The sequence below is a fragment of the Pseudomonas tremae genome, assembly GCF_023278125.1.
In the GTDB taxonomy this organism is placed as follows: domain Bacteria; phylum Pseudomonadota; class Gammaproteobacteria; order Pseudomonadales; family Pseudomonadaceae; genus Aquipseudomonas; species Aquipseudomonas tremae.
Map to the genome: position 1 here is coordinate 4,013,454 of NZ_CP066270.1, position 18,589 is coordinate 4,032,042.

14 protein-coding genes and 4 pseudogenes are annotated in these 18,589 nt (G+C 55.0%); 8 read left to right on the forward strand and 10 right to left on the reverse strand.

Annotated features, from left to right (window positions below; genetic code table 11):
- Window position 1 precedes the first annotated feature (1 nt).
- The 4 genes from metG (at window position 2) to I9H09_RS18130 (ending at window position 3,976) form a co-directional block, all read left to right on the forward strand.
- Window positions 2–2,050, forward strand: coding sequence for a methionine--tRNA ligase (gene metG / locus I9H09_RS18115; RefSeq protein ID WP_053479404.1), 2,049 nt, complete (start codon window positions 2–4; stop codon window positions 2,048–2,050).
- Between the two features lie 124 nt (window positions 2,051–2,174).
- Entirely contained in the window at window positions 2,175–3,050 is an 876-nt protein-coding gene (gene rsxB / locus I9H09_RS18120; RefSeq protein ID WP_122324047.1) for an electron transport complex subunit RsxB, read from the forward strand.
- The gene (gene nth, locus I9H09_RS18125) at window positions 3,047–3,685 is read left to right on the forward strand and encodes an endonuclease III (protein WP_005889358.1); all 639 of its coding nucleotides are present in this window, start codon (window positions 3,047–3,049) and stop codon (window positions 3,683–3,685) included. Before rsxB ends, nth begins: the two co-directional genes overlap by 4 nt.
- Window positions 3,686–3,793: 108 nt before the next feature.
- Window positions 3,794–3,976 (forward strand): PA3496 family putative envelope integrity protein, encoded by a 183-nt coding sequence (locus I9H09_RS18130; RefSeq protein WP_005889356.1) that lies wholly within the window; start codon window positions 3,794–3,796, stop codon window positions 3,974–3,976.
- A gap of 125 nt (window positions 3,977–4,101) precedes the next feature.
- Here the strand turns inward: I9H09_RS18130 and I9H09_RS18135 are convergent, their stop codons facing one another.
- The 5 genes and pseudogenes from I9H09_RS18135 to I9H09_RS18155 form a co-directional block, all read right to left on the reverse strand.
- Window positions 4,102–4,707 (reverse strand): response regulator transcription factor, encoded by a 606-nt coding sequence (locus tag I9H09_RS18135; RefSeq protein WP_413469776.1) that lies wholly within the window; start codon window positions 4,705–4,707, stop codon window positions 4,102–4,104.
- Between the two features lie 71 nt (window positions 4,708–4,778).
- A pseudogene (locus tag I9H09_RS18140) lies at window positions 4,779–4,946 on the reverse strand (ATP-binding protein); the annotation flags it as partial.
- Window positions 4,937–5,309 (reverse strand): annotated as a pseudogene (locus I9H09_RS18145) (IS21 family transposase); the annotation flags it as partial. The pseudogenes I9H09_RS18145 and I9H09_RS18140, both read right to left, overlap by 10 nt.
- A gap of 225 nt (window positions 5,310–5,534) precedes the next feature.
- Entirely contained in the window at window positions 5,535–5,804 is a 270-nt protein-coding gene (locus I9H09_RS18150) for a helix-turn-helix domain-containing protein (RefSeq protein WP_065890145.1), read from the reverse strand.
- 1,016 nt (window positions 5,805–6,820) lie between these two features.
- A complete protein-coding gene (locus I9H09_RS18155) occupies window positions 6,821–8,359 on the reverse strand; it encodes an IS3 family transposase (protein ID WP_122346507.1) in 1,539 nt (512 codons plus the stop codon).
- Window positions 8,360–8,784: 425 nt separating this feature from the next.
- Here I9H09_RS18155 and I9H09_RS18160 point away from each other — a divergent pair, with 425 nt between their 5' ends.
- Entirely contained in the window at window positions 8,785–10,188 is a 1,404-nt protein-coding gene (locus tag I9H09_RS18160) for a hypothetical protein (RefSeq protein WP_122346505.1), read from the forward strand.
- Window positions 10,189–10,494: 306 nt separating this feature from the next.
- On the opposite strand, the pseudogene I9H09_RS18165 reads toward I9H09_RS18160, so the two are convergent.
- Window positions 10,495–11,091: pseudogene (locus I9H09_RS18165) on the reverse strand (tyrosine-type recombinase/integrase); the annotation flags it as partial.
- 145 nt (window positions 11,092–11,236) lie between these two features.
- Between I9H09_RS18165 and I9H09_RS18170 the strand changes: the two are divergent.
- Complete coding sequence (locus I9H09_RS18170) at window positions 11,237–11,425, forward strand: AbrB/MazE/SpoVT family DNA-binding domain-containing protein (protein ID WP_122346504.1); 189 nt, start codon at window positions 11,237–11,239, stop codon at window positions 11,423–11,425.
- Window positions 11,426–11,477: 52 nt separating this feature from the next.
- Here I9H09_RS18170 and I9H09_RS18175 read toward each other — a convergent pair whose 3' ends face one another.
- Both I9H09_RS18175 and I9H09_RS18180 read right to left on the reverse strand, forming a co-directional pair.
- A complete protein-coding gene (locus I9H09_RS18175; RefSeq protein WP_122346503.1) occupies window positions 11,478–11,807 on the reverse strand; it encodes a hypothetical protein in 330 nt (109 codons plus the stop codon).
- 243 nt (window positions 11,808–12,050) lie between these two features.
- Window positions 12,051–12,269, reverse strand: coding sequence for a hypothetical protein (locus I9H09_RS18180; protein WP_122346502.1), 219 nt, complete (start codon window positions 12,267–12,269; stop codon window positions 12,051–12,053).
- A gap of 53 nt (window positions 12,270–12,322) precedes the next feature.
- On the opposite strand from I9H09_RS18180, the gene I9H09_RS18185 reads away from it, so the two are divergent.
- Window positions 12,323–14,806 carry an NERD domain-containing protein kinase family protein gene (locus I9H09_RS18185; RefSeq protein ID WP_236502357.1) on the forward strand — a complete coding sequence of 828 codons (2,484 nt, stop codon included), beginning with the start codon at window positions 12,323–12,325 and terminating at the stop codon, window positions 14,804–14,806.
- Between the two features lie 263 nt (window positions 14,807–15,069).
- On the opposite strand, the pseudogene I9H09_RS18190 reads toward I9H09_RS18185, so the two are convergent.
- Both I9H09_RS18190 and I9H09_RS18195 read right to left on the reverse strand, forming a co-directional pair.
- Window positions 15,070–15,850: pseudogene (locus I9H09_RS18190) on the reverse strand (transposase); the annotation flags it as partial.
- A gap of 355 nt (window positions 15,851–16,205) precedes the next feature.
- On the reverse strand, window positions 16,206–17,132 hold the full coding sequence (locus I9H09_RS18195) for a transcriptional regulator GcvA (protein WP_045157105.1): 927 nt from the start codon (window positions 17,130–17,132) through the stop codon (window positions 16,206–16,208).
- Between the two features lie 141 nt (window positions 17,133–17,273).
- Here I9H09_RS18195 and I9H09_RS18200 point away from each other — a divergent pair, with 141 nt between their 5' ends.
- Entirely contained in the window at window positions 17,274–18,569 is a 1,296-nt protein-coding gene (locus tag I9H09_RS18200; protein ID WP_045157106.1) for an aminotransferase class I/II-fold pyridoxal phosphate-dependent enzyme, read from the forward strand.
- Window positions 18,570–18,589: the final 20 nt, after the last annotated feature.

Consider the following 18,589-nt stretch of genomic DNA (forward strand, 5'->3'; position numbering starts at 1 on the left):
CATGTCCGAGCCACGCAAGATTCTCGTTACCAGCGCCCTGCCCTATGCCAATGGTCCCGTTCACCTTGGCCACATGCTTGAGTACATCCAGACCGACATGTGGGTGCGCTTCCAGAAGCACCGCGGCAACCAGTGCATTTATGTTTGTGCGGACGACGCTCACGGTTCGGCAATCATGCTGCGCGCTGAAAAGGAAGGCATCACCCCTGAACAGTTGATCGACAACGTCAAGGCTGAACACAGCGCCGACTTCGACGACTTCCTGGTGGACTTCGATAATTTCCACTCGACACACTCGGATGAAAACCGCGAACTGTCGAGCATGATCTACAAGCGGTTGCGCGATGCCGGTCATATCGCCACGCGTTCGGTGACGCAGTATTTCGACCCTGAAAAGAACATGTTTCTGGCCGACCGCTTCATCAAGGGCACTTGCCCGAAATGTGCGGCCGAAGACCAGTACGGCGACAACTGCGAGAAGTGCGGTGCGACCTACGCGCCGACTGATCTGAAGAACCCCAAGTCAGCGATTTCCGGGGCGACGCCTGTCCTGAAGGATTCGAAACACTTCTTCTTCGATCTGCCAGCCTTCGACACCCTGCTCAAAAGCTGGACGCGCAGCGGCACCCTGCAAGACGCGGTTGCCAACAAGATCGCCGAATGGCTGGACAGTGGCCTGCAGCAATGGGACATCTCCCGCGATGCGCCGTATTTCGGTTTCGAGATTCCGGATGAGCCCGGCAAATATTTCTACGTATGGCTCGATGCCCCCATCGGGTACATGGCCAGCTTCAAGAACCTGTGTGCGCGTCGTCCGGACCTGGACTTCGATGCGTACTGGGGCAAGGACGCGACCACCGAGCTTTACCACTTCATCGGCAAGGACATCGTCAACTTCCACGCCCTGTTCTGGCCTGCCATGCTCGAAGGCGCGAACCTGCGCAAACCGACCGCCATCAACGTTCACGGTTACCTGACCGTCAATGGCCAGAAAATGTCGAAGTCGCGCGGCACTTTTATCAAGGCGCGCACTTACCTCGATCATCTGTCGCCCGAGTACCTGCGCTATTACTATGCGTCGAAGCTGGGCCGTGGCGTCGATGACCTGGACCTGAACCTCGAAGACTTCGTGCAGAAGGTCAACTCCGACCTGATCGGCAAGGTCGTGAACATTGCCAGCCGTTGCGCCGGGTTCATCCACAAAGGCAATGCCGGTGTGATGGTCCAGGCCAATGCCGCGCCTGAACTCACCGATGCATTTCTGGCAGCTGCGCCAGGCATTGCCGACGCTTACGAAGCCCGCGACTTTGCCCGCGCCATGCGCGAAACCATGGCACTGGCCGATCGCGCCAATGCCTACATCGCAGAAAAAGCACCTTGGGCGCTGGCCAAACAGGAAGGCAAACAGGACGAGGTCCAGGCTGTCTGCGCACTGGGCATCAACCTGTTCCGCCAACTGGTCATTTTCCTCAAGCCGGTACTGCCGAACCTGGCCGCCGACGCAGAGCAGTTCCTCAACGTCGCGCCATTGACTTGGGAAGATCACAAGACCTTGCTGGTCAACCATCAGCTCAATCCGTTCTCGGCACTGATGACCCGGATCGACCCGGCCAAGGTAGAAGCAATGGCCACTGCATCCAGAGAAGACCTGACCGCTACGCAGACCGATACTGGTGCAGCGCCGGTCGGCAATGGCGAACTGACCAAGGAACCGCTGTCTGCGGAAATCGATTTCGACACCTTTGCAGCCGTCGACCTGCGCGTGGCGCTGATTCTCAAGGCCGAGCATGTCGAGGGCGCCGACAAGCTGTTACGCCTGACGCTGGATATCGGCGACGAGCAGCGCAATGTTTTCTCCGGAATCAAGAGCGCCTATCCGAACCCGTCCGAGCTCGAAGGTCGCCTGACCATGATGATCGCCAACCTCAAACCTCGCAAAATGCGTTTTGGCATTTCCGAAGGCATGGTGATGGCGGCAGGCCCTGGCGGTGAAGAAATCTACCTGCTCAGCCCGGACAGCGGTGCCAAACCAGGTCAACGCATCAAGTAACCCGGACAAGGCCCGGTATCCGCTCAACAGCGGGTATCGGGCCTTCGTACATTCGCAAGCACCTTGATATGGCCGATAATGCGCCTTTCGAAAGACATACCTGCTGTCGCTACCTGGCGCGATCATGACTGAATCGATTCGCATACTTCCCGACGTGGAACTGATACGGAGTATCGACGCGCTGCTGCCCCAGACTCAGTGTGGCAAGTGCGGACATTCCGGCTGCCAGCCCTATGCGGAAGGGATTGCGGGCGGTGAAGCCATCAACAAATGCCCGCCAGGTGGTGACGAAACCATCATTCAACTGGCAGAGCTGCTGGCTGTTCCGGTATTGCCCCTGGATACGGCGCGCGGAGCGGCACCTGCCCAAGTCGCCTTTATTCGCGAGGCCGAGTGTATCGGCTGTACCAAATGCATCCAGGCCTGCCCGGTAGACGCCATTGTCGGGGCAGCGAAATTGATGCACACCGTGATCATTGAGGAATGCACAGGTTGCGACCTGTGCGTCGCACCGTGCCCGGTGGACTGCATTGAAATGCATCCGCTACCCTCTGCAACGGTCATACCGATCGTGGGCGGACTGGCACCGACCTGTGACTTGCAAATCGCCCGGCAGCACAAGCGCACTCATGCACGGCGGCGTTTCGACTCCAGAAACGCCAGGCTGCGCAGCGAACAGCAGGCTCGACTGGCAGAACGTATTGCCCGCTCACAGCGAATGGAATCACTTCGTGAAGCAGCACCTCGAACTGCCGCAAACACTGAACAGAACCAGAGGCCTGGCGCCGCGGACGAAGCCTTGAAAAAAGCCAGGATTGCGCTGGCGATGAGTCGTGCCCAGCTCAACAAGTCGCTCAAGGCCTTTGGTCATCCGCCCATTGCGGAGCAAGCCGCGCAGCTGGTGACGCTGCAACGCCACTACGAGGCTGCCGAACAGGCACTGCAGGCGCTGCTATCAGCGTCTGCACCGATCAATTCCGAGGAAACGCTTCGTCCATGAATGCTGCAAAACGTCAGGAAATATTCCGCAGGCTGCATGAGGACAATCCGGACCCTAAAACCGAGCTGGCCTACACCACGCCTTTTGAATTGCTCATCGCGGTGATCCTCTCCGCGCAGGCCACCGACGTGAGCGTCAACAAGGCGACCGCCAGGCTCTATCCAGTGGCCAATACGCCACAAGCAATCTACGACCTCGGCGTTGAAGGGCTTTCCGGGTATATCAAGACAATCGGTCTTTACAACAGCAAAGCCAAAAACGTGATTGAAACGTGCCGGATGCTGATCGAGCTGCACAATGGCGAAGTGCCGCAGACCCGTGAAGCCCTTGAGGCGTTACCAGGGGTGGGACGCAAGACCGCCAACGTTGTACTCAACACCGCGTTTCGCCAGATAGCGATGGCCGTAGACACGCATATCTTTCGCGTAAGCAACCGAACAGGCATCGCCCCCGGGAAAAACGTGGTGGAGGTAGAGAAGCAGTTGATGAAATTTGTGCCGAAAAATTATCTGCTCGATGCGCATCACTGGCTGATCCTGCATGGACGCTACGTTTGCCAGGCCCGCAAGCCACGCTGTGGCAGTTGTCGCATAGAGGATCTGTGCGATTACAAGCACAAGACATCAGACGATTGAGGCAGACGGGCGGTTGCCACTTTATCGATTGAAAAAATCTTTTTTACCCGCCTGCGGATTGTCGATATAAGAAGCGCCAGAGAAAGCCCAAGCCCTGGAGTCAACTTCATGAGTACTGGCAATGAGCAGCTGGATGTAGACGATGAGATCGTCGTCGTTGAAACTGACGAAATCGAACCTGTGGTTGTGGAGCCGGCGAAGACCAACCTGAGCAAGCGCCGGACCATCGATAACCTGCTTGAAGAGCGGCGCTTGCAAAGACAACTGGCCGATTACGACTTCGACTTTTAGGCGCAGCGCCGGGCGAGACGCCAGACATATTGCGTGCCAGAGCCGAGCCCTGGAAGCAGCTCTAAAGAGAGACGCTCCCAGGCACTGGACACGGCTTACTGATTGCCGAATATGACCTGCCCGCCTCAGACAAGCCCGTTACGCTGGGCAAGCTCAATCAGATCAACCAGCGAATGTGCATTGAGCTTGAGTAATAACCGGGTTTTATAAGTGCTGACGGTCTTGTTGCTCAAAAACATGCCGTCTGCGATCTCCTTGTTGGTCTTGCCTCTGGCCAACTGCTGCAGAACCATCATTTCCCTGCCGGAAAGACGGTCTACCATGTCCGATTCACTCGCGTTTCCCATGCTGGAGCGAACAGTGTGCAGCGCCTGGTTGGGGAAATAGCTGTAGCCTGAAAGCACCGCCTTGATTGCACTCAGCAGCTCGGTCAGATCCTGTTGCTTGCAAACATACCCCGCAGCGCCTGCCTGCATGCAACGCATGGAGAAGTGACCTGGCGCCTGAGAAGTCAGAATCAGAACTTTGAATGGCAATGTCATGGCTGACAGACGAGCGATTACTTCCAGACCGTCGAGCTTGGGGATACCGATGTCGAGGATCACGATATCAGGGAGATGCTCGCGCGCCATCTGCAATGCGTCCACACCGTTATCAGTCTCCGCGACGACCTCATAGCCATGACGCTCCATCAGCATGCGTACAGCAAGGCGAATGACAGAATCTACTATTCGTAACGAAACGCTATTTTTAGGATTATCCTACTGATTGTTAAATATTTTTTATTAAATAGAACTATGTAAAGGTAACGCACGCTGTCGCCTTCCCGGCAGGCCTTGTGGGCCAGCGAGCAAGCGAGCCAGGTTTTACCCAAGCCGGTCTGGCCGCCGATAATCAGGCTCAGCCCTTCGCGCAGCCACCGGCCGCTGCCCAGTTGCAAGCTCAGGGATTTGTCCAAGCCACGCGGGCTGCTAGTTGGAGCTTCACCAGTTGGTACTGACCGTCGACTTCGACGTGGTTGTCAATGTGCATCCGTACCTTGTCCGGCATAGACGTACGGATGTTCTGGCAGCGGTGGAAGCGCTGATTGGTCGATGGTTTCGAAGGCTGAGCGGCGTGAGCTGGGCAGTTTTTTGAAGGGCCTGTGGTTAAGTCGTCCGAGCAGCACGCCGATGGCCGTATTGAGTTCGCCCAGCGAGAACAAGTGGCGGTTGCGCAGGGCCGCGAGGATCCAGCGCTCGGTCACCTGCACACCAACATCGACCTTGGCTTTGTCCTTGGGTCTACGCGATCGCGCGGGTAACACGGCAAAGCCGTAGTGCTCGGTCAGGTCACCGCAGCCGAAAACACTCTCCAAGTTTGCGACTTGCCGCGCCAATCGGCGCTGGAGGCTTAGGTGAAATTCAATATTTAAAGCCGCCGTCTTCAAGCGGACTAACCTTGTTGACCAGTGTCTTCACGTAGGCGTATCTGCCGCGACCACAGCATCTCATCTGATCCACTAATCAAGCAGGTACGTTTGCAAGGATGAACACGTGGCATTTTCTCTCATTAAATGCTAACTCAAACTATCGAGTTCGTTATTTACTCTGGCTAAAAGCTGCTTTGAATCCTCCTGCTCCATGTTGGTGTAGACCGCAGCAAGAAGCGTCAGGGGATGAATCCCTAAACTCCTAGCAATAGCAGCCATTTTGGGCAGAGTCGGGGTTTTCTGTCCGCTTTCGAGTTCACTGATGTATCCCTGATTTATGCCAACTGCATTTTGAGGGAGCCCTTTGGCACGACGAATAGATTTGACGGTGAATCCGAAAGCCTCTTTGAGATCCATTTGCTGTCCCGCAAAAGGCACGATAAAGCCTTGCTGCGGACTAAAGAGCTATACGCTATAGAGATATATGAATTTTTTCTTCTATGTGATTTTTTTTTCGCTCGGATCGTTCTCAACGTGTCCATAGAGGCGCGAACATCTGAGGGTACCGTTCGTCACGCGGAGCATCGGAAGCTACCGGAGAGCGTTGTTTGAGATGGCGAGCGGAAAACAGAACTCGGGAATACTTCTTCCTTCGAAGATCTAGCTCCCCGAGCTTGTAGCTGGCTATCGATGTCCGATATAGAACGGCACTCTGGTCGTTGTCCACTCCAGTGAAAGCAACAATGCTTTCAAGCTCTTCTAAAGCCCAGGCGCTGCGCCCGCTTATGGAGGGTGGGCACATCATGTGTACGTGCCTGACCACTACGTCTTTGGCTGTTAAAAGGTAGTGCCGTAGCTCATACGCACACTCAACCATTGCTGCGCGGTTCTGTTGACCGGTTTGAATTGACGTAATCGTAGCAATGAAACATAGCCCCTCTATTTCGCAATGGGTCCACGTTCTTACCTCTTTATGCTTTGGGTCGAAAAGGAATATCACTCAGCGCTCCGATGTCGTGCCCAGAGAGGGCCCATTGTGTAAAACGATAGATTATATATGCTATAGCAATATTTTTAGGGTCGCATCCACACCGGTCGTCGACACCTGCTCTTTGAAGGGCTACCCACTTTTCCATTGAATGTCGCGTTGAGAGCGGTAGCAGCGTGCCAGGGGCTCCTGTCAGAGGTCATGATGAAAGGAAAACGTAAGGTGAAAAGCTATAGGTGGTCATTGCAGGCTCAGTTCGGTCTCGAAGTCAGTCGCACACTGGCTAAGAGATCAGATAAAAGAGCCCAAAGATTTCTTGATGCGGCTTTAGTATTTGGCAGCGATTTTGAGCCGACCGGACGTTTGGCTGGCGGCTCGCACAGCTCTAATTCAGAGAAACCGTACCAGTGTGCCTAGCGGGGATGCGGATAAAAACTTGGACTGGTTATGCCGCGAAGCCCAGGCTCTCACGATACTCAACGGGACTGAGAGCGCCGAGGGAAATCTTGATGCGTTTCTCGTTGTACCAGCGAATGTATAAGTCCAGGGCCTGAATGAACTGCTCGATGCTCGTTGACTGCCAGTTGCGAGGATAAAACAGCTCCGTTTTCAGCCGGCCGAAGAAGCCTTCACAAGCCGCGTTATCTGGTGAGCAGCCCTTGCGTGACATCGAACGAATCAGCTTCGCATCAGCGATGCGCGATAGCCAGCCGAGCCAGCGGTAGTGCGCGCCACGATCGGAGTGAACCACAGGCCGTTTATCGTTGCCGGCCACCGTTTCGACAGCGGCATCCAGCATCGTGTTCACGAGCTCGGCGTCGGGACGCGTGCCGATCGACCAACTGATAACCTTTCCATCGAAGCAGTCGATGATTGGAGACAGGTACACCTTGCCGGCCGGGATCTGGAACTCCGAGATGTCAGTCAGCCATTTCTCATTCGGAGCAACAGCTGTGAAGTCCCGGTTGACGAGATTTTCCGGCGCGGGACTGATCTCCCCGAGGTAGGAACCGTATCGACGCCGTTTTGGCTTAGCGACGACCAGGCACTCCTGCTTCATCAAGCGCTGCACCACCTTCTCTGACAAATGCACGCGCTGCCGGCTCAGCGAAGCCTTCATCCGTCGGTAGCCATAGCAGCGATGATTGCGCTCGAAGATGTCTGCCATCGCACGACGCACGTCGGTGTATTTTTCCGCCACCTGCATTCGGGCTCGATGGTAGAAATAGGAACTTCGGTCCAAGCCCAGCGCCTCAAGCAGCTCTGACAAGGAGTACGTCTGTCTCAGGGCATCAGCCAGCAATGTCTTCTCCCGATTGGTCAGGATCTGCCGGTCGATGCCCGTATCTTTTTTTATGAGTTCATTCGCCTTCATCAACAGGTCGTGCTCAAGCTGCAGACGGCGCACGGCGAGCCTGAGAGATTCGAGTTGTCGTTCCAACTCTTCTTGCTCCAATGACGATGGGGATTCTAGTCGGCGTTTCATGGATGCAGATACCTCTGGGCCGAGTAGCTGGTTTTTCCAGTGGTACAAGGTCGGCCTACATACGCCTAGGTTTTCAGCCAGGGCTTTCGCACTTTCTTTTCGCGTGCACAGCGCGATGACCGCTGCATGCTTCATCGCTGCCGGGCGGGCCAACCCGTCAGATCGGCCAACGACACGCGTATGCAACTCGGGGTGCAATTCGTAAGTCCAGGCACGCAACGAATCCCGTGCAGGGTAGCCCAACGCCGTGACGGTAGCGGCGATGCTGCGACCGTGTTCGAGATAGTACTCGACAGCCCTTTCCCTTTGGGTACGTGAGTACTTCGACTTCGAGGTTTCGTAGCCACGCGGCAGGTCGAGGCATCGCTCATACTCTGCATGCCAGCTCTTCAAAGAGTTCTTCGTCGGGTAGCCCAGCTGACGAATCGTTACCCCAATGCGTTTCCCCACTTTTATGTAGAGCTCGACCGCTCGGATGCGGTCTTCGTATGAATACATGAACTACCTCCAGGTAGTCCAAGATTTCCGCCGCATCCCCTTTTGCTCTCTGCGCAAAATCTAGAGCCCCCGTTCAAACCAACCATCACGGACCATTGGTGCGTTAGCTCCGGCCAGATCAAGGTCATTATCGGAAGAGCGATGCGAGGCACCACTACTCTCGCGTACCAACAGGTGCTGGGCGGTTGCCAGTAGGAGCTCTGAAGGCTCGCTATCGATCAGCTTACTGGTGGGCTGGATGCTGGCGTGGGGAGCTTTCCATCCACTCGCCTCTTGCCTGGATTTCAGTGCGGGGAAAGCCTTCGAATGAATTTGGCAATCTACGATTTTCATGCATTACTAAATGAGGCTTAAAAGATTGGTATCAAGGGTTCGCAGCTGCGGCTGCCCCACCGGAAGCGACGTATAAAGTTTTGGACATTTTTATGGCAAAGGGACTTAAAGAGAAAACCATATACGCCTGCATGGATGAGGATCGCTGGGAGTCAGGTCCTCATTCACCAATAATTCTTGATGGCGTTGATGTGCAGTCATTCAAGGGAGCGGCCAAGACGCTTTTCTCGAATAGAGCTGAATGGATACCGAAAACATGGATTGTCGCACTTGATCCAGGGTCACCTTTGTTTAAAAAGATCAGCAGTTTGCATTCAGATGGCAATACAGAGACGGGTTGGTACGAGGTAAAGTTTGTACTCGACAATGGCGCAGGTAGCAATGGGCTCCTGCAACCGTTGCGAGCACTAGCTAATGAGGTACCTGAGAGGGTTCGTGTAACAGGCGTAGAGATGCTCACCAACCGTCGTACACAGAATAAATTGAATCGTTTTTCCCGATTACAAGGCGCTCCGCGGGCGACAAAGGCGCAGATTAAACAGCTGCTGGATCTCGCGGTCGCTGACATCAGGAGCCCGATGATAACGGTCTATGACGTTGGGCAAGCTAATTGGAATGCCTTGGTCGATACACATGAGTGTCCCACTTCAGCGCCAAAGGTTCGCATGTTCTTCGACTTCGGTGTGCCGACGGGGTGGAACTATAACACCTTACCCACGCCTCCCCTCGACCCTTTGGCCTCCTCAACAATTGAACCCGGCGCTCCTGTGGTCCTTTCGCATTGGGATATGGACCACTGGGCTGGCGCAGCACTAGGCCAACCCTTATATGGATCACGAGGTTTGAGGATCCGCTGGGATTCACGTGCAGTAAATGACCGAAAATGGCTGGTGCCTAATCAAGGGCGGTTCAGTTCCGGTCAACGAATTTCCCCGACCTCGTGGCGCTTAGCGATAATTTTGTATCGTCAGGGCAATCTGATGGTCTGGCCCACATTGCTCAATACCGTTCAATCGTCACGGGGTGATTGGCTGGTAAAGTGCGTACCGGCTCCCGGCGTCAAATCGAATAACAACAACACGGGGATAGCTTTCTCAGCGCTGCTGCACGAAGAGTGGCGCGGCTACACATTGTGTCCCGCCGACGCGGAGTTTTCGTCCGTTTTTTTCAACCTTCCGCAATCACTAAAGTTCTTCAACCTCATCGCCAGCCATCACGGTGGAAACCTGAAACACCCGGGGCTTATTCCACCTGCGCTCTATGGCAAGCACTCGAGACTCGCCATATCTCATGGCGCTAGATATGGACATCCAACCGCGGCGGCGAAAGCAGCTTACACCGCGAAACAATGGATAACTCAGCACGAGACACAGGCCAGGCTCCCTCAGCCGGGACTACAAGATAGTGGGACGGTCGCACTCCCGGGCTGGCCTCGCAGCTTTGAAAAGCACTGTGCAACCTGCTCCTCCAGAATCGAGACGTGCCCTGTACGGTAATCTGCAACTGGACCGACCAGGTTCGCGCAACGATTCGTTAACAGCGCACTGAGTGTGGCCCCATTCGCTTCAACGGGCGTAGCTCGACGCTCGCTGATCGGTAACACGATCAACCCAAGGTGCCCGCCGAGGCTCGCAGAAGCGGGTCAACGGCCCGCAAAAAACCGGCGTCATCGAACGCCCGTCCCCTTGCGCGCTGCGGGGCGGCGACGACGACTCTTAGGCTAGGTGGCAGCTTCTGGCCGATAGCGACGGTCTAGTATCAACCGTCGCAGTGGCGGTCAAACCTCCGTCTGTTATGCCATTTTCCAAAGCATCATCGACTTCTATTCCCAGGTATCTAACGGTGCTTTCGAGCTTCGTAAGACCAAGCAAGAGCTGGATAGCTCTCAGATTCTTCGTCCTACGATAGGTCAGCGTTGCCTTGGTTCGCCTCAGCGTGTGAGTACCGTACATGGTTGGGTCAAGGCCAATAGTCGTTACCCATGCTTTGACTATCCCATCATATTGCCTGGTGGATAAATGGTCTGAACCGTGCAGTCGGCTCGGAAACAGGAAGTCCTCGCTGCGAAGGCACGCCTGATGCATCCAAGCCTCCAGAACCGTTCGAGTTGGTTCGGTAATTTCAAATTGCACGGGATGACGGGTTTTCTGCTGCATCACGATAGCCCGTGACGACACGTGCTCCCCATGAGCTATGTCTCGTACTCGCAGCTTGGTTAAGTCACAGGCACGCAGCTTGCTGTCGATAGCCAAATTGAACAGCGCCAAATCCCTCGTCTTCTCAGCAAGCTGAAGCCTCACTCGGATCGCCCAGATATCCCTGACTCGGATCGGTGCTTTCTGTCCGACAAGCTTTCCCTTATTCCATGGTTGATGCCGATACTTAGCAATGGTATTCATGGTGGTGTCCTCCACGTTGGTGGAGGATTAGGGTGGATCAGCCGTGCAGTACCGTTGTCGTTATTAGGCCGACAGCTGACTGCCTCCCATGTACGGGCGTAGGATATGGACCTAGTTCATCTGCCGAGAGTGGAGTGAGTTTCCAATAAGTGATTCTGTGCGAAGGACTGTGATATGTCAGGATCCAGGCGATGGCAGCGGGGATGTGATCATTGATCTGCCTCCGGATGTCCTTGTAGAAATGAACGTCGGTCTCGGTGATTTATTGACCATCGCGCGGGTCGACGGAGAGATAGTGCTAAAGCCAATTCGTGACGCTGATACGAAACCCTAGGCCTAGAATTGGCCGGCAACAGACTAGCTTGGCGCCTGCTGATAAACATGATTCACATAGATTTGACCGATACCACTTCTACATACCGGAATTTCTTTCTGGCTGCTTTGGTAGCTTCCTGCTCTGCCAGCAGCGTGCTTAGAGTATCGGCTTCATGGACGATCTCCAGCGTCCTGCCTTCGAACTCATTGCTCACACGGAGAGTAACCAGAAGTCTGGGGGTAAAGGCTTTGGAGACCTCCTTTTTCGCCACTTTTGATAGGGGCGCGGCAGTAACGTTCGGCTGGATCGCTTCCACCGGAGCGGTGGTCACCGGCGCAGATATTTCAGCGTCGCCGAACAACGCTTCGCGCATCTCTTCTAGGGTCAATTCTTTGTTCATGCTGGTGCTCACGAGCCTGATCACTAAACCAGCGCAATTCTAACAGCTAGTTTTGGCGAAGCAGTATCCAGCACCGGGAATGTGTAATGCGCACTACCCTCCCGAGAGGAATAAAGCTCCTCATTCGGGTCGCTACTCCCCACATCTCAAATGATCATATCCAGCGAAACGAGCGACAGATGACAGGTGGATTCAGCAGAATCATTCGATACCTGCAAGGGTGCAGCGAGCGTTGAATGATGCCTATAAATGACGTAGGCGCATAATCGCATCGGTGAGGGTTCGTGCATTCTTGTCCAACGTTTCCATTGCCCCCATAGCGTTCGCGGAGACACTTTCTACTCCATTCTCTGAGATCCATTTGGTCACTTCTTCAAGGGCCGCAGCTAGGGCGTGCTGGTTGTGCAGGAGCAGTGTGAGAGCGTCCGCTGTGGCTATATTGGCTTCAGAGTTATCTGGCATGGGAATCGTCCTTGAGCAACTGGTGTGGGAAAACTAACTGCACACGCCGCTGATTGGAGCCATTTCTCCCTAGCCTCGTTCTTGTTGTCGAGCTTAAGCATTGGCGCGGCGAGATCACAAACCACGGCGGCAAATGGCACCAAGACGGGAAGGAAACAGAAGTCTCGCCGGTAGACAAAACCCGTCGGAAAACCTTTGAGCTGAGGAAACGAATCAAGGGCCTAAAATCTCGGCTGCCTAACGGGAAAGAGCCTTGGATCGACTTCTGCATTGTGCTCACCGGCAAATGCACCCTGAGTCTTCCTGAGGTCGAGATGCAGCACGTCATGCTGCTGGACGATTTTCTGGAAATGGCCGACCCTAAGCGGTTTAAAGATCGATTCAACGCGCGCTCGAATATCGGCTTGAACGAACATTTCGGCTTCTTCGATGGCATCATCAATGAAGGCACGGTCAAGCCCAAAGAGCTTGTTGTCGATGACTACCGTGCGCAGTCTCAAGCGGTGTTCACACACCCAACAGAAGTCTACCGAGAGTACGACGCGGTCAATATCCATAACAAGGATGACCGTGCGATGGTCCGGCTCTGGGACTTTTCGAAGCTTGATGACATCCGTGCTCGAACGACTGAAGGACGGTACCGAATCCTGTCGCGAGAGAGGGATGTCATGGTCTACCTCCGTCTGCGCGATCAGGAATTGATGAATCGCTGTGCTCGCCCTAAGCGTAATGCCAGCCCCGACAGTATCACCGAGCAATATGCCGAATTGCTTGAAATGCCAGACGGGCATTACCGCCTGAACGAGTTCATCAACCGCTTTGTGGAGAGGATGACTGCGCTTGAGCGCATCCAGCTTTTCAAAATTCTTCTGGCCCAATTTGCCGGGCTGCATGGATTCAACATTGCTCACCGTGATCTGGGTGACCACAGCGTGTGGTTCTCTGCATCGTCATCGATCGCTCTTTCCAATTTCATCAGTGCCTATTACAAGCCTGTCGGTACTCTCGGCGATTTGCGTACCCTGCTGAGCATCGGTGCTATCGCGCTCCCTGAAGATCTGGACACTGCGATGGAAGGCAGTACGCCATTTTGTCGTGATGTCTTCGCGCTCGGGCTGATCGGGTGGCATCTGCTTCAGGCTCGGCCAATGCCTCTGAAGCTCGATGTCGCCTACGTTGCAAGTATTCAAGCTCAGGTAGAGTCATCAGAAGAGTGGCCTGCAAACGTCCTCGTGCAAGCATTGCAGAATGATCCAAAGGAGCGGTTCGATCATGCAGGTGCATTTCAACAGGCATTGAGTGAGTCTACACCGGACAACTCTGCCAGCTTTGAATTTGATAACCGGCAGCTGGACGTTTTCTCTACCGATCTACGGCTGAGTTCCGCTTACCGGGAGGACGATGACCCTATCGCCGACACGTCAGAGAAATTGATTTATCGATCCGGCGCCCTGGTCGTGAAATCTTGGCCGTCGATCAATGCCCGGGATCCGAAGGACGGCCAAGGGCCGATGTTGATGGCTTTTTTTGAAGTCCTGGAACAGCTGAAAGGAAGCGGTTTCGCCTTTCTGCCAAAAATTGAACACTTTGGTTACGACCGCAGCGGTAACCCATTCCTGGCTCAGGAGCATATCGAGGGTGAGCACTGGGATGAGCTGAAGGGGTTGTCGGTTGAGACCCGTATCGTCGTCGCCCAGAGGCTAATCGAGGCAGTTGACGGGTTGCATGGCCAGCAATTGAGCCACGGCGATCTGCATCCACACAACGTCAAAGTCAATGTAGTTTCCGCTCCCGAAAATACCCAAGTCTACCTGCTCGACTGTCCGGATTTCTCGGCTTCAGGCGCGTCACCGGTCAACACCCGCTACAGCCCCATATTGGAAAACTGCACCCCAGCAGAGCGAGACAACTTTGCTGTGATGAGAATGGTGTTTGAGCTCCTGGACATGGACTGGGACGTGCCGTCGCAAAAGGACATTCCCGCCCTGAGGGCTGCCGTCGCACACGAGATAGATACTGAATCCGGCTTTCTTTCCCTGGAGCGTTTCAAGGATGCTCTGGTAGCTGCTTTCACGCCTGCAAAAACCATTGAAACTGTCTCTGTCGTCCTTAGAAACAGAATTGGCGATGCATTTGAGATCTTACCTGACAACGGGAAAGTATTCGTTGTCGTGAAACCCGACCAAAGAGCCCCCACCAAAGCTTTGGAGGTGACGTTCGCAGGTGTCGGCGGGCAGTTACTGACCGAGTTCAATCCTGCCTCCAAGCAGTTTGTAAATGCGTTCAGGGCCAATCAGGAGATGCGGGTTCCGGCCTATCTGGCGCGTCAGGCAAACCACCACATAGAGGCACGGCTCAGCATTTCGGGCGGTACCAAAATCACTAGCGCCTCAGCAATACGCCCACGAGTCATGTTGATCCCAACCGCAAGGTGGCCAACCCCATCGCCACTGATAGACGCTCCTTCTTGCATTTCCAAAAACTCTGAACTCAAACCAACATGCCGAAGAACCTGGTCGATATCAGCAATCACATGAGCACATGCGTTCAAAGCATCTGATGCAGCGCGGTTCTGCCGCCAGCATTCAAGATGATTGGAAAGCTCATTGATGACAGCTCCCGCCAAAGCGGCCCCATCGACAGAGACGAAAGTAGACCAGGAGTCTTCAGCCTTTAAATTCCCATGAAGATGAGCAAGGCAGTTGGCAGCCCCGCTCATAATAGCGTCGCGAAAAACCGACGAAATGTCGGACCAGTTTTTCGACATAATGCCTAAAAATCGATCAGGGTCACGAGAGGCTGGCCCTTGAGAGGTAAATTTGGCCAACCGACGCAGGTTCTGCACCGCAGCGGCCAGCGTGAATTCATCGGTTGCGCCGCTCATGCCGCGTAGTCGCAAGCGATCCAGTTTCAGGATGCGCTTGAGGTGGGCAAACAACATTTCGACCTTCTTGCGTTCGTGGCGAGAGCGAATGTACGCAGGTGTCGCTGCGATTCGCCGAGCCACATCACGAGCGGCTTCATGGACGCTGCGGACGATCTTGCGAATCGAAGTGTTCGGGCAGGGCCGGATCGCTCCAGTTGACCTGTTCATCACCCGGTACACCGCGCTGCCGGCTGGCATCCGCTTTGATGATGCTGGCGTCCACGGCAAAGCCTTCACCTTTGACCAAGCCTGCGTCCATGCAACGACGCAGCACTTCATTGAACAGCCAGCGAAAGAGCTCGCTGTCCCGAAAACGGCCGTGTCTATTTTTGGAAAAGGTCGAGTGATTGGGGACTTCATCTTCAAGGCTTAACCGGCAGAACCAGCGATACGCCAGGTTCAAATGGGTCTCTTCGCACAGCCGCCGCTCGGAGCGAATACCGTAGCAATAGCCCACGATCAGCATGCGGATCATCAACTCTGGGTCAATCGAAGGACGCCCAATTGGGCTGTAAAAATCGGCGAGGTGATGGCGCAGGTCGCTCAGATCGAGACACTGATCAATGCTGCGCAGAAGGTGATTGGAGGGGATGTGATCTTCAAGGTTGAACGAGTAAAACAGTCGCTCCTGCCCACTCGATAACTGTCCCATCATGCTGCGTGCTTCCCTGCTGGCCGATGCGGAGATTTTGCCGCAGGCCAGACAGGGGAGCTACTTTTTCAACAGAATCGGCCAGAAGCGGTCACTCGCAGGCGCTTTGGGTAATGTGCCAATTGAACCATCGAAGCTTCCCCCCTTCACTTGAGGATCTCTAATGACAAACCAATCCGCTATTGTCGAGGTGGTTCGGCATCTCGATTGCACCACATGGTTTTTCCCGCTGGAAGCTTGTGTCTGACGGCGACTACTTTGTCCGGGGCAGGTATTGATGATGTGTCAGCGAACGCAAGATTGTTATCGGCATGTATACAAGAGCGGGATTGATAGATGCCAATACAAAATGCAAAGCTTATTTAAGGATTTCGGAAGCTGAGGCAGATTCGGCGCTCTGCACCAGATCGATCAGCCAGGTGCGGAATGCCATGACTTTTTTCGAGTTGGCAATTTCCAGCGGCGTCACCAGGTAGAAACCCAGATCGGACTTCAACTTGAGGTTGAACGGCGCTACCAGTTTCCCGGCCTTCAAATCGTCATCGACGTAGGTGGAGCGACCGATGCACACCCCCAATCCGTCAATGGCAGCCTGCACCGCCATCATTGCCAGATCGAAGGTCAGCCGCGTGCCTTCGGCGAGTTTCTTCGGTTGCCCTGCCGCGCTCAACCACATGTTCCAGTCGTTGCTGGTCATGCCGCTGACCTGCAATAGCGTGTGATTGGCCAGATCGACCGGGCTTTTCAGGGCTTTGGGGCCAGTCAGCAGTTTGGGGCTGCACACAGGAAAGATCTCGTCGGACATCAGCCAGTCCGCCCGCAAGCCCTTCCAGTCGCCGAAACCGTAGCGGATCGCGGCGTCGATGCCGCCCTTGCGGAAGTCGACCAGTTCGGTTGATGCGGTGACCCGCACGTCAATGTTGGGAAATGCATCCTGAAAGGATGCCAGGCGCGGCAACAGCCATTTGGACGCTAGGGAAACCAGGGTGCTGATCGTCAATGCGCTGTTGTTGGTCGACTCGAGCAACATTTCCGTGGAATAGCGCAACTCGTGAAACGCCGAGCGAATGCCAGGTAAATATGCATGGCCTTCAATGGTAAGCGCCAGGCCGTCCTTGAGCCGCAGAAACAGGCGAATGCCCAGTTCATCTTCAAGTCGACGAATCTGATGACTGATGGCCGTCTGCGTGACATTGAGCTCTTCAGCGGCCTTCGTAAAACTCATATGGCGGGCAGCAGATTCAAACGCTTTCAATCCATTGAGAGAGGGAATTCTGGCAACCATAAGACTTCGTAATGCTCATGATATTTTGTCATAAGGTAGCACTCAAGAAGTCCTTTGCAAAATGTTTCAGTGGTCGTGGATCCTAGCGTCGTTCTCAAGCCACTACGGCTTGAAAACGACCACTCAAAGGATGAGATCGCCATGAATAAAACAGTTGAAATCAACAACAGCCCGGACGAAAAAGCGCCACAACTGAAGGCTCGCAATGCCTCGAGAATGGCTGAAATCAGTCGTCCGCATTTCGACGCCGCGTATGAAAAAGGTCTGATGGGGGTTTCCTGCCGTGTGCTCGACAACCGCCGCATCGAAATTGCCACCAGCGGCAAGGAAGTGATCGACTACACCCGCTGCGGTTACCTCAACCTGGACGCCCACCCCAAAGTGCTCGCCGCCGCCAAGGCCTCGATGGATGAAATCCCCTCGGCGCACTTTTCGGTAGCCCGCACACGCCTCTCCGCCGAGCCGCTAGTACGCCTGGAACACACCCTGGCCAAGCTGTTTGATGTAAACGGTGTGGTGGTGTTCCCGACCGTGGCTGCCGCCAACATGGGCGCCCTGCCGCTGTTGGCTGCCGGCCTGTTCACCGGAGGTGAGAAACCGCTGATCGCTTTCGACCGTTTCGCCCACGTGACTCTGCAGTACCACATCCCGGTTCTGCGCGAAGAAACTGACGTGATCGTGATCGAGCACAACGACCTCGAACACCTGGAGCGTCTGTGCCAGGGCGGTCGCAAGGTCGCCTACGTGGGCGATGGTGCCTACTCGATGGGCGGCGCGGCGCCGGTTCGCGAGCTGCGTGCCCTGCAGGACAAGTACGGTCTGTTCGTGTACCTGGACGACGCCCACGGCATTTCGGTGGTCGGCCAGCACGGTGAAGGCTTCGTCCGTTCGCAACTGGACGGACTGGATGAGAACACCATCGTGGCCGCGTCCCTGGGTAAAGGCTATGGTGCAGCAGGCGGTCTGTTGATGCTTGGAACCAAGCACATCGAGAACTCGATCCGTCGCTATGCACCAACCTACGGCTTCTCCTGCGCACCGAACATGGCGGCCGTGGGCGCAGCACTGGCGTCGGCGGAAATCCATGCCACGCCGGAACTGCACAAACTGCAACGCTCGCTGCGCAACAACATGAAGCTGTTCGACAACCTGATCCCGACCGAAACCAGCGGCAGCGAATTGCCGATCCGGATCGTACGCATCGGTAACGAAGAGGAAGCCATCGCCAAGGGTGAGTACCTGCTGCAACAGGGTCACTACACCTCCGTCGTGTTCTTCCCGACCGTACCACGTGGTCAGGCAGCACTGCGCATGTCGGTCACCTCGGCACACAACCCGGCCGATATCCTCGATCTGAGCCTGATGCTCAAAAGCAGCGATTCGAATCGGGATAGCGCCCCTGTCGCTGCCCAACTCCAGCCTGCGCTGACGGTTTGACTGACGTTGTACAGGAGACT

Excerpts from the sequence above, each read along its gene's own strand:
- I9H09_RS18130 (WP_005889356.1), top strand. The coding sequence starts at position 3,794 with ATGAGTACTGGCAATGAGCAGCTGGATGTAGACGATGAGATCGTCGTC.
- I9H09_RS18180 (WP_122346502.1), bottom strand. The coding sequence starts at position 12,269 with ATGCCAGATAACTCTGAAGCCAATATAGCCACAGCGGACGCTCTCACA.
- I9H09_RS18160 (WP_122346505.1), top strand. The coding sequence starts at position 8,785 with ATGGCAAAGGGACTTAAAGAGAAAACCATATACGCCTGCATGGATGAG.
- I9H09_RS18200 (WP_045157106.1), top strand. The coding sequence starts at position 17,274 with ATGAATAAAACAGTTGAAATCAACAACAGCCCGGACGAAAAAGCGCCA.
- I9H09_RS18175 (WP_122346503.1), bottom strand. The coding sequence starts at position 11,807 with ATGAACAAAGAATTGACCCTAGAAGAGATGCGCGAAGCGTTGTTCGGC.
- I9H09_RS18195 (WP_045157105.1), bottom strand. The coding sequence starts at position 17,132 with ATGGTTGCCAGAATTCCCTCTCTCAATGGATTGAAAGCGTTTGAATCT.
- I9H09_RS18150 (WP_065890145.1), bottom strand. The coding sequence starts at position 5,804 with ATGGATCTCAAAGAGGCTTTCGGATTCACCGTCAAATCTATTCGTCGT.
- nth (WP_005889358.1), top strand. The coding sequence starts at position 3,047 with ATGAATGCTGCAAAACGTCAGGAAATATTCCGCAGGCTGCATGAGGAC.
- I9H09_RS18155 (WP_122346507.1), bottom strand. The coding sequence starts at position 8,359 with ATGTATTCATACGAAGACCGCATCCGAGCGGTCGAGCTCTACATAAAA.
- rsxB (WP_122324047.1), top strand. The coding sequence starts at position 2,175 with ATGACTGAATCGATTCGCATACTTCCCGACGTGGAACTGATACGGAGT.
- metG (WP_053479404.1), top strand. The coding sequence starts at position 2 with ATGTCCGAGCCACGCAAGATTCTCGTTACCAGCGCCCTGCCCTATGCC.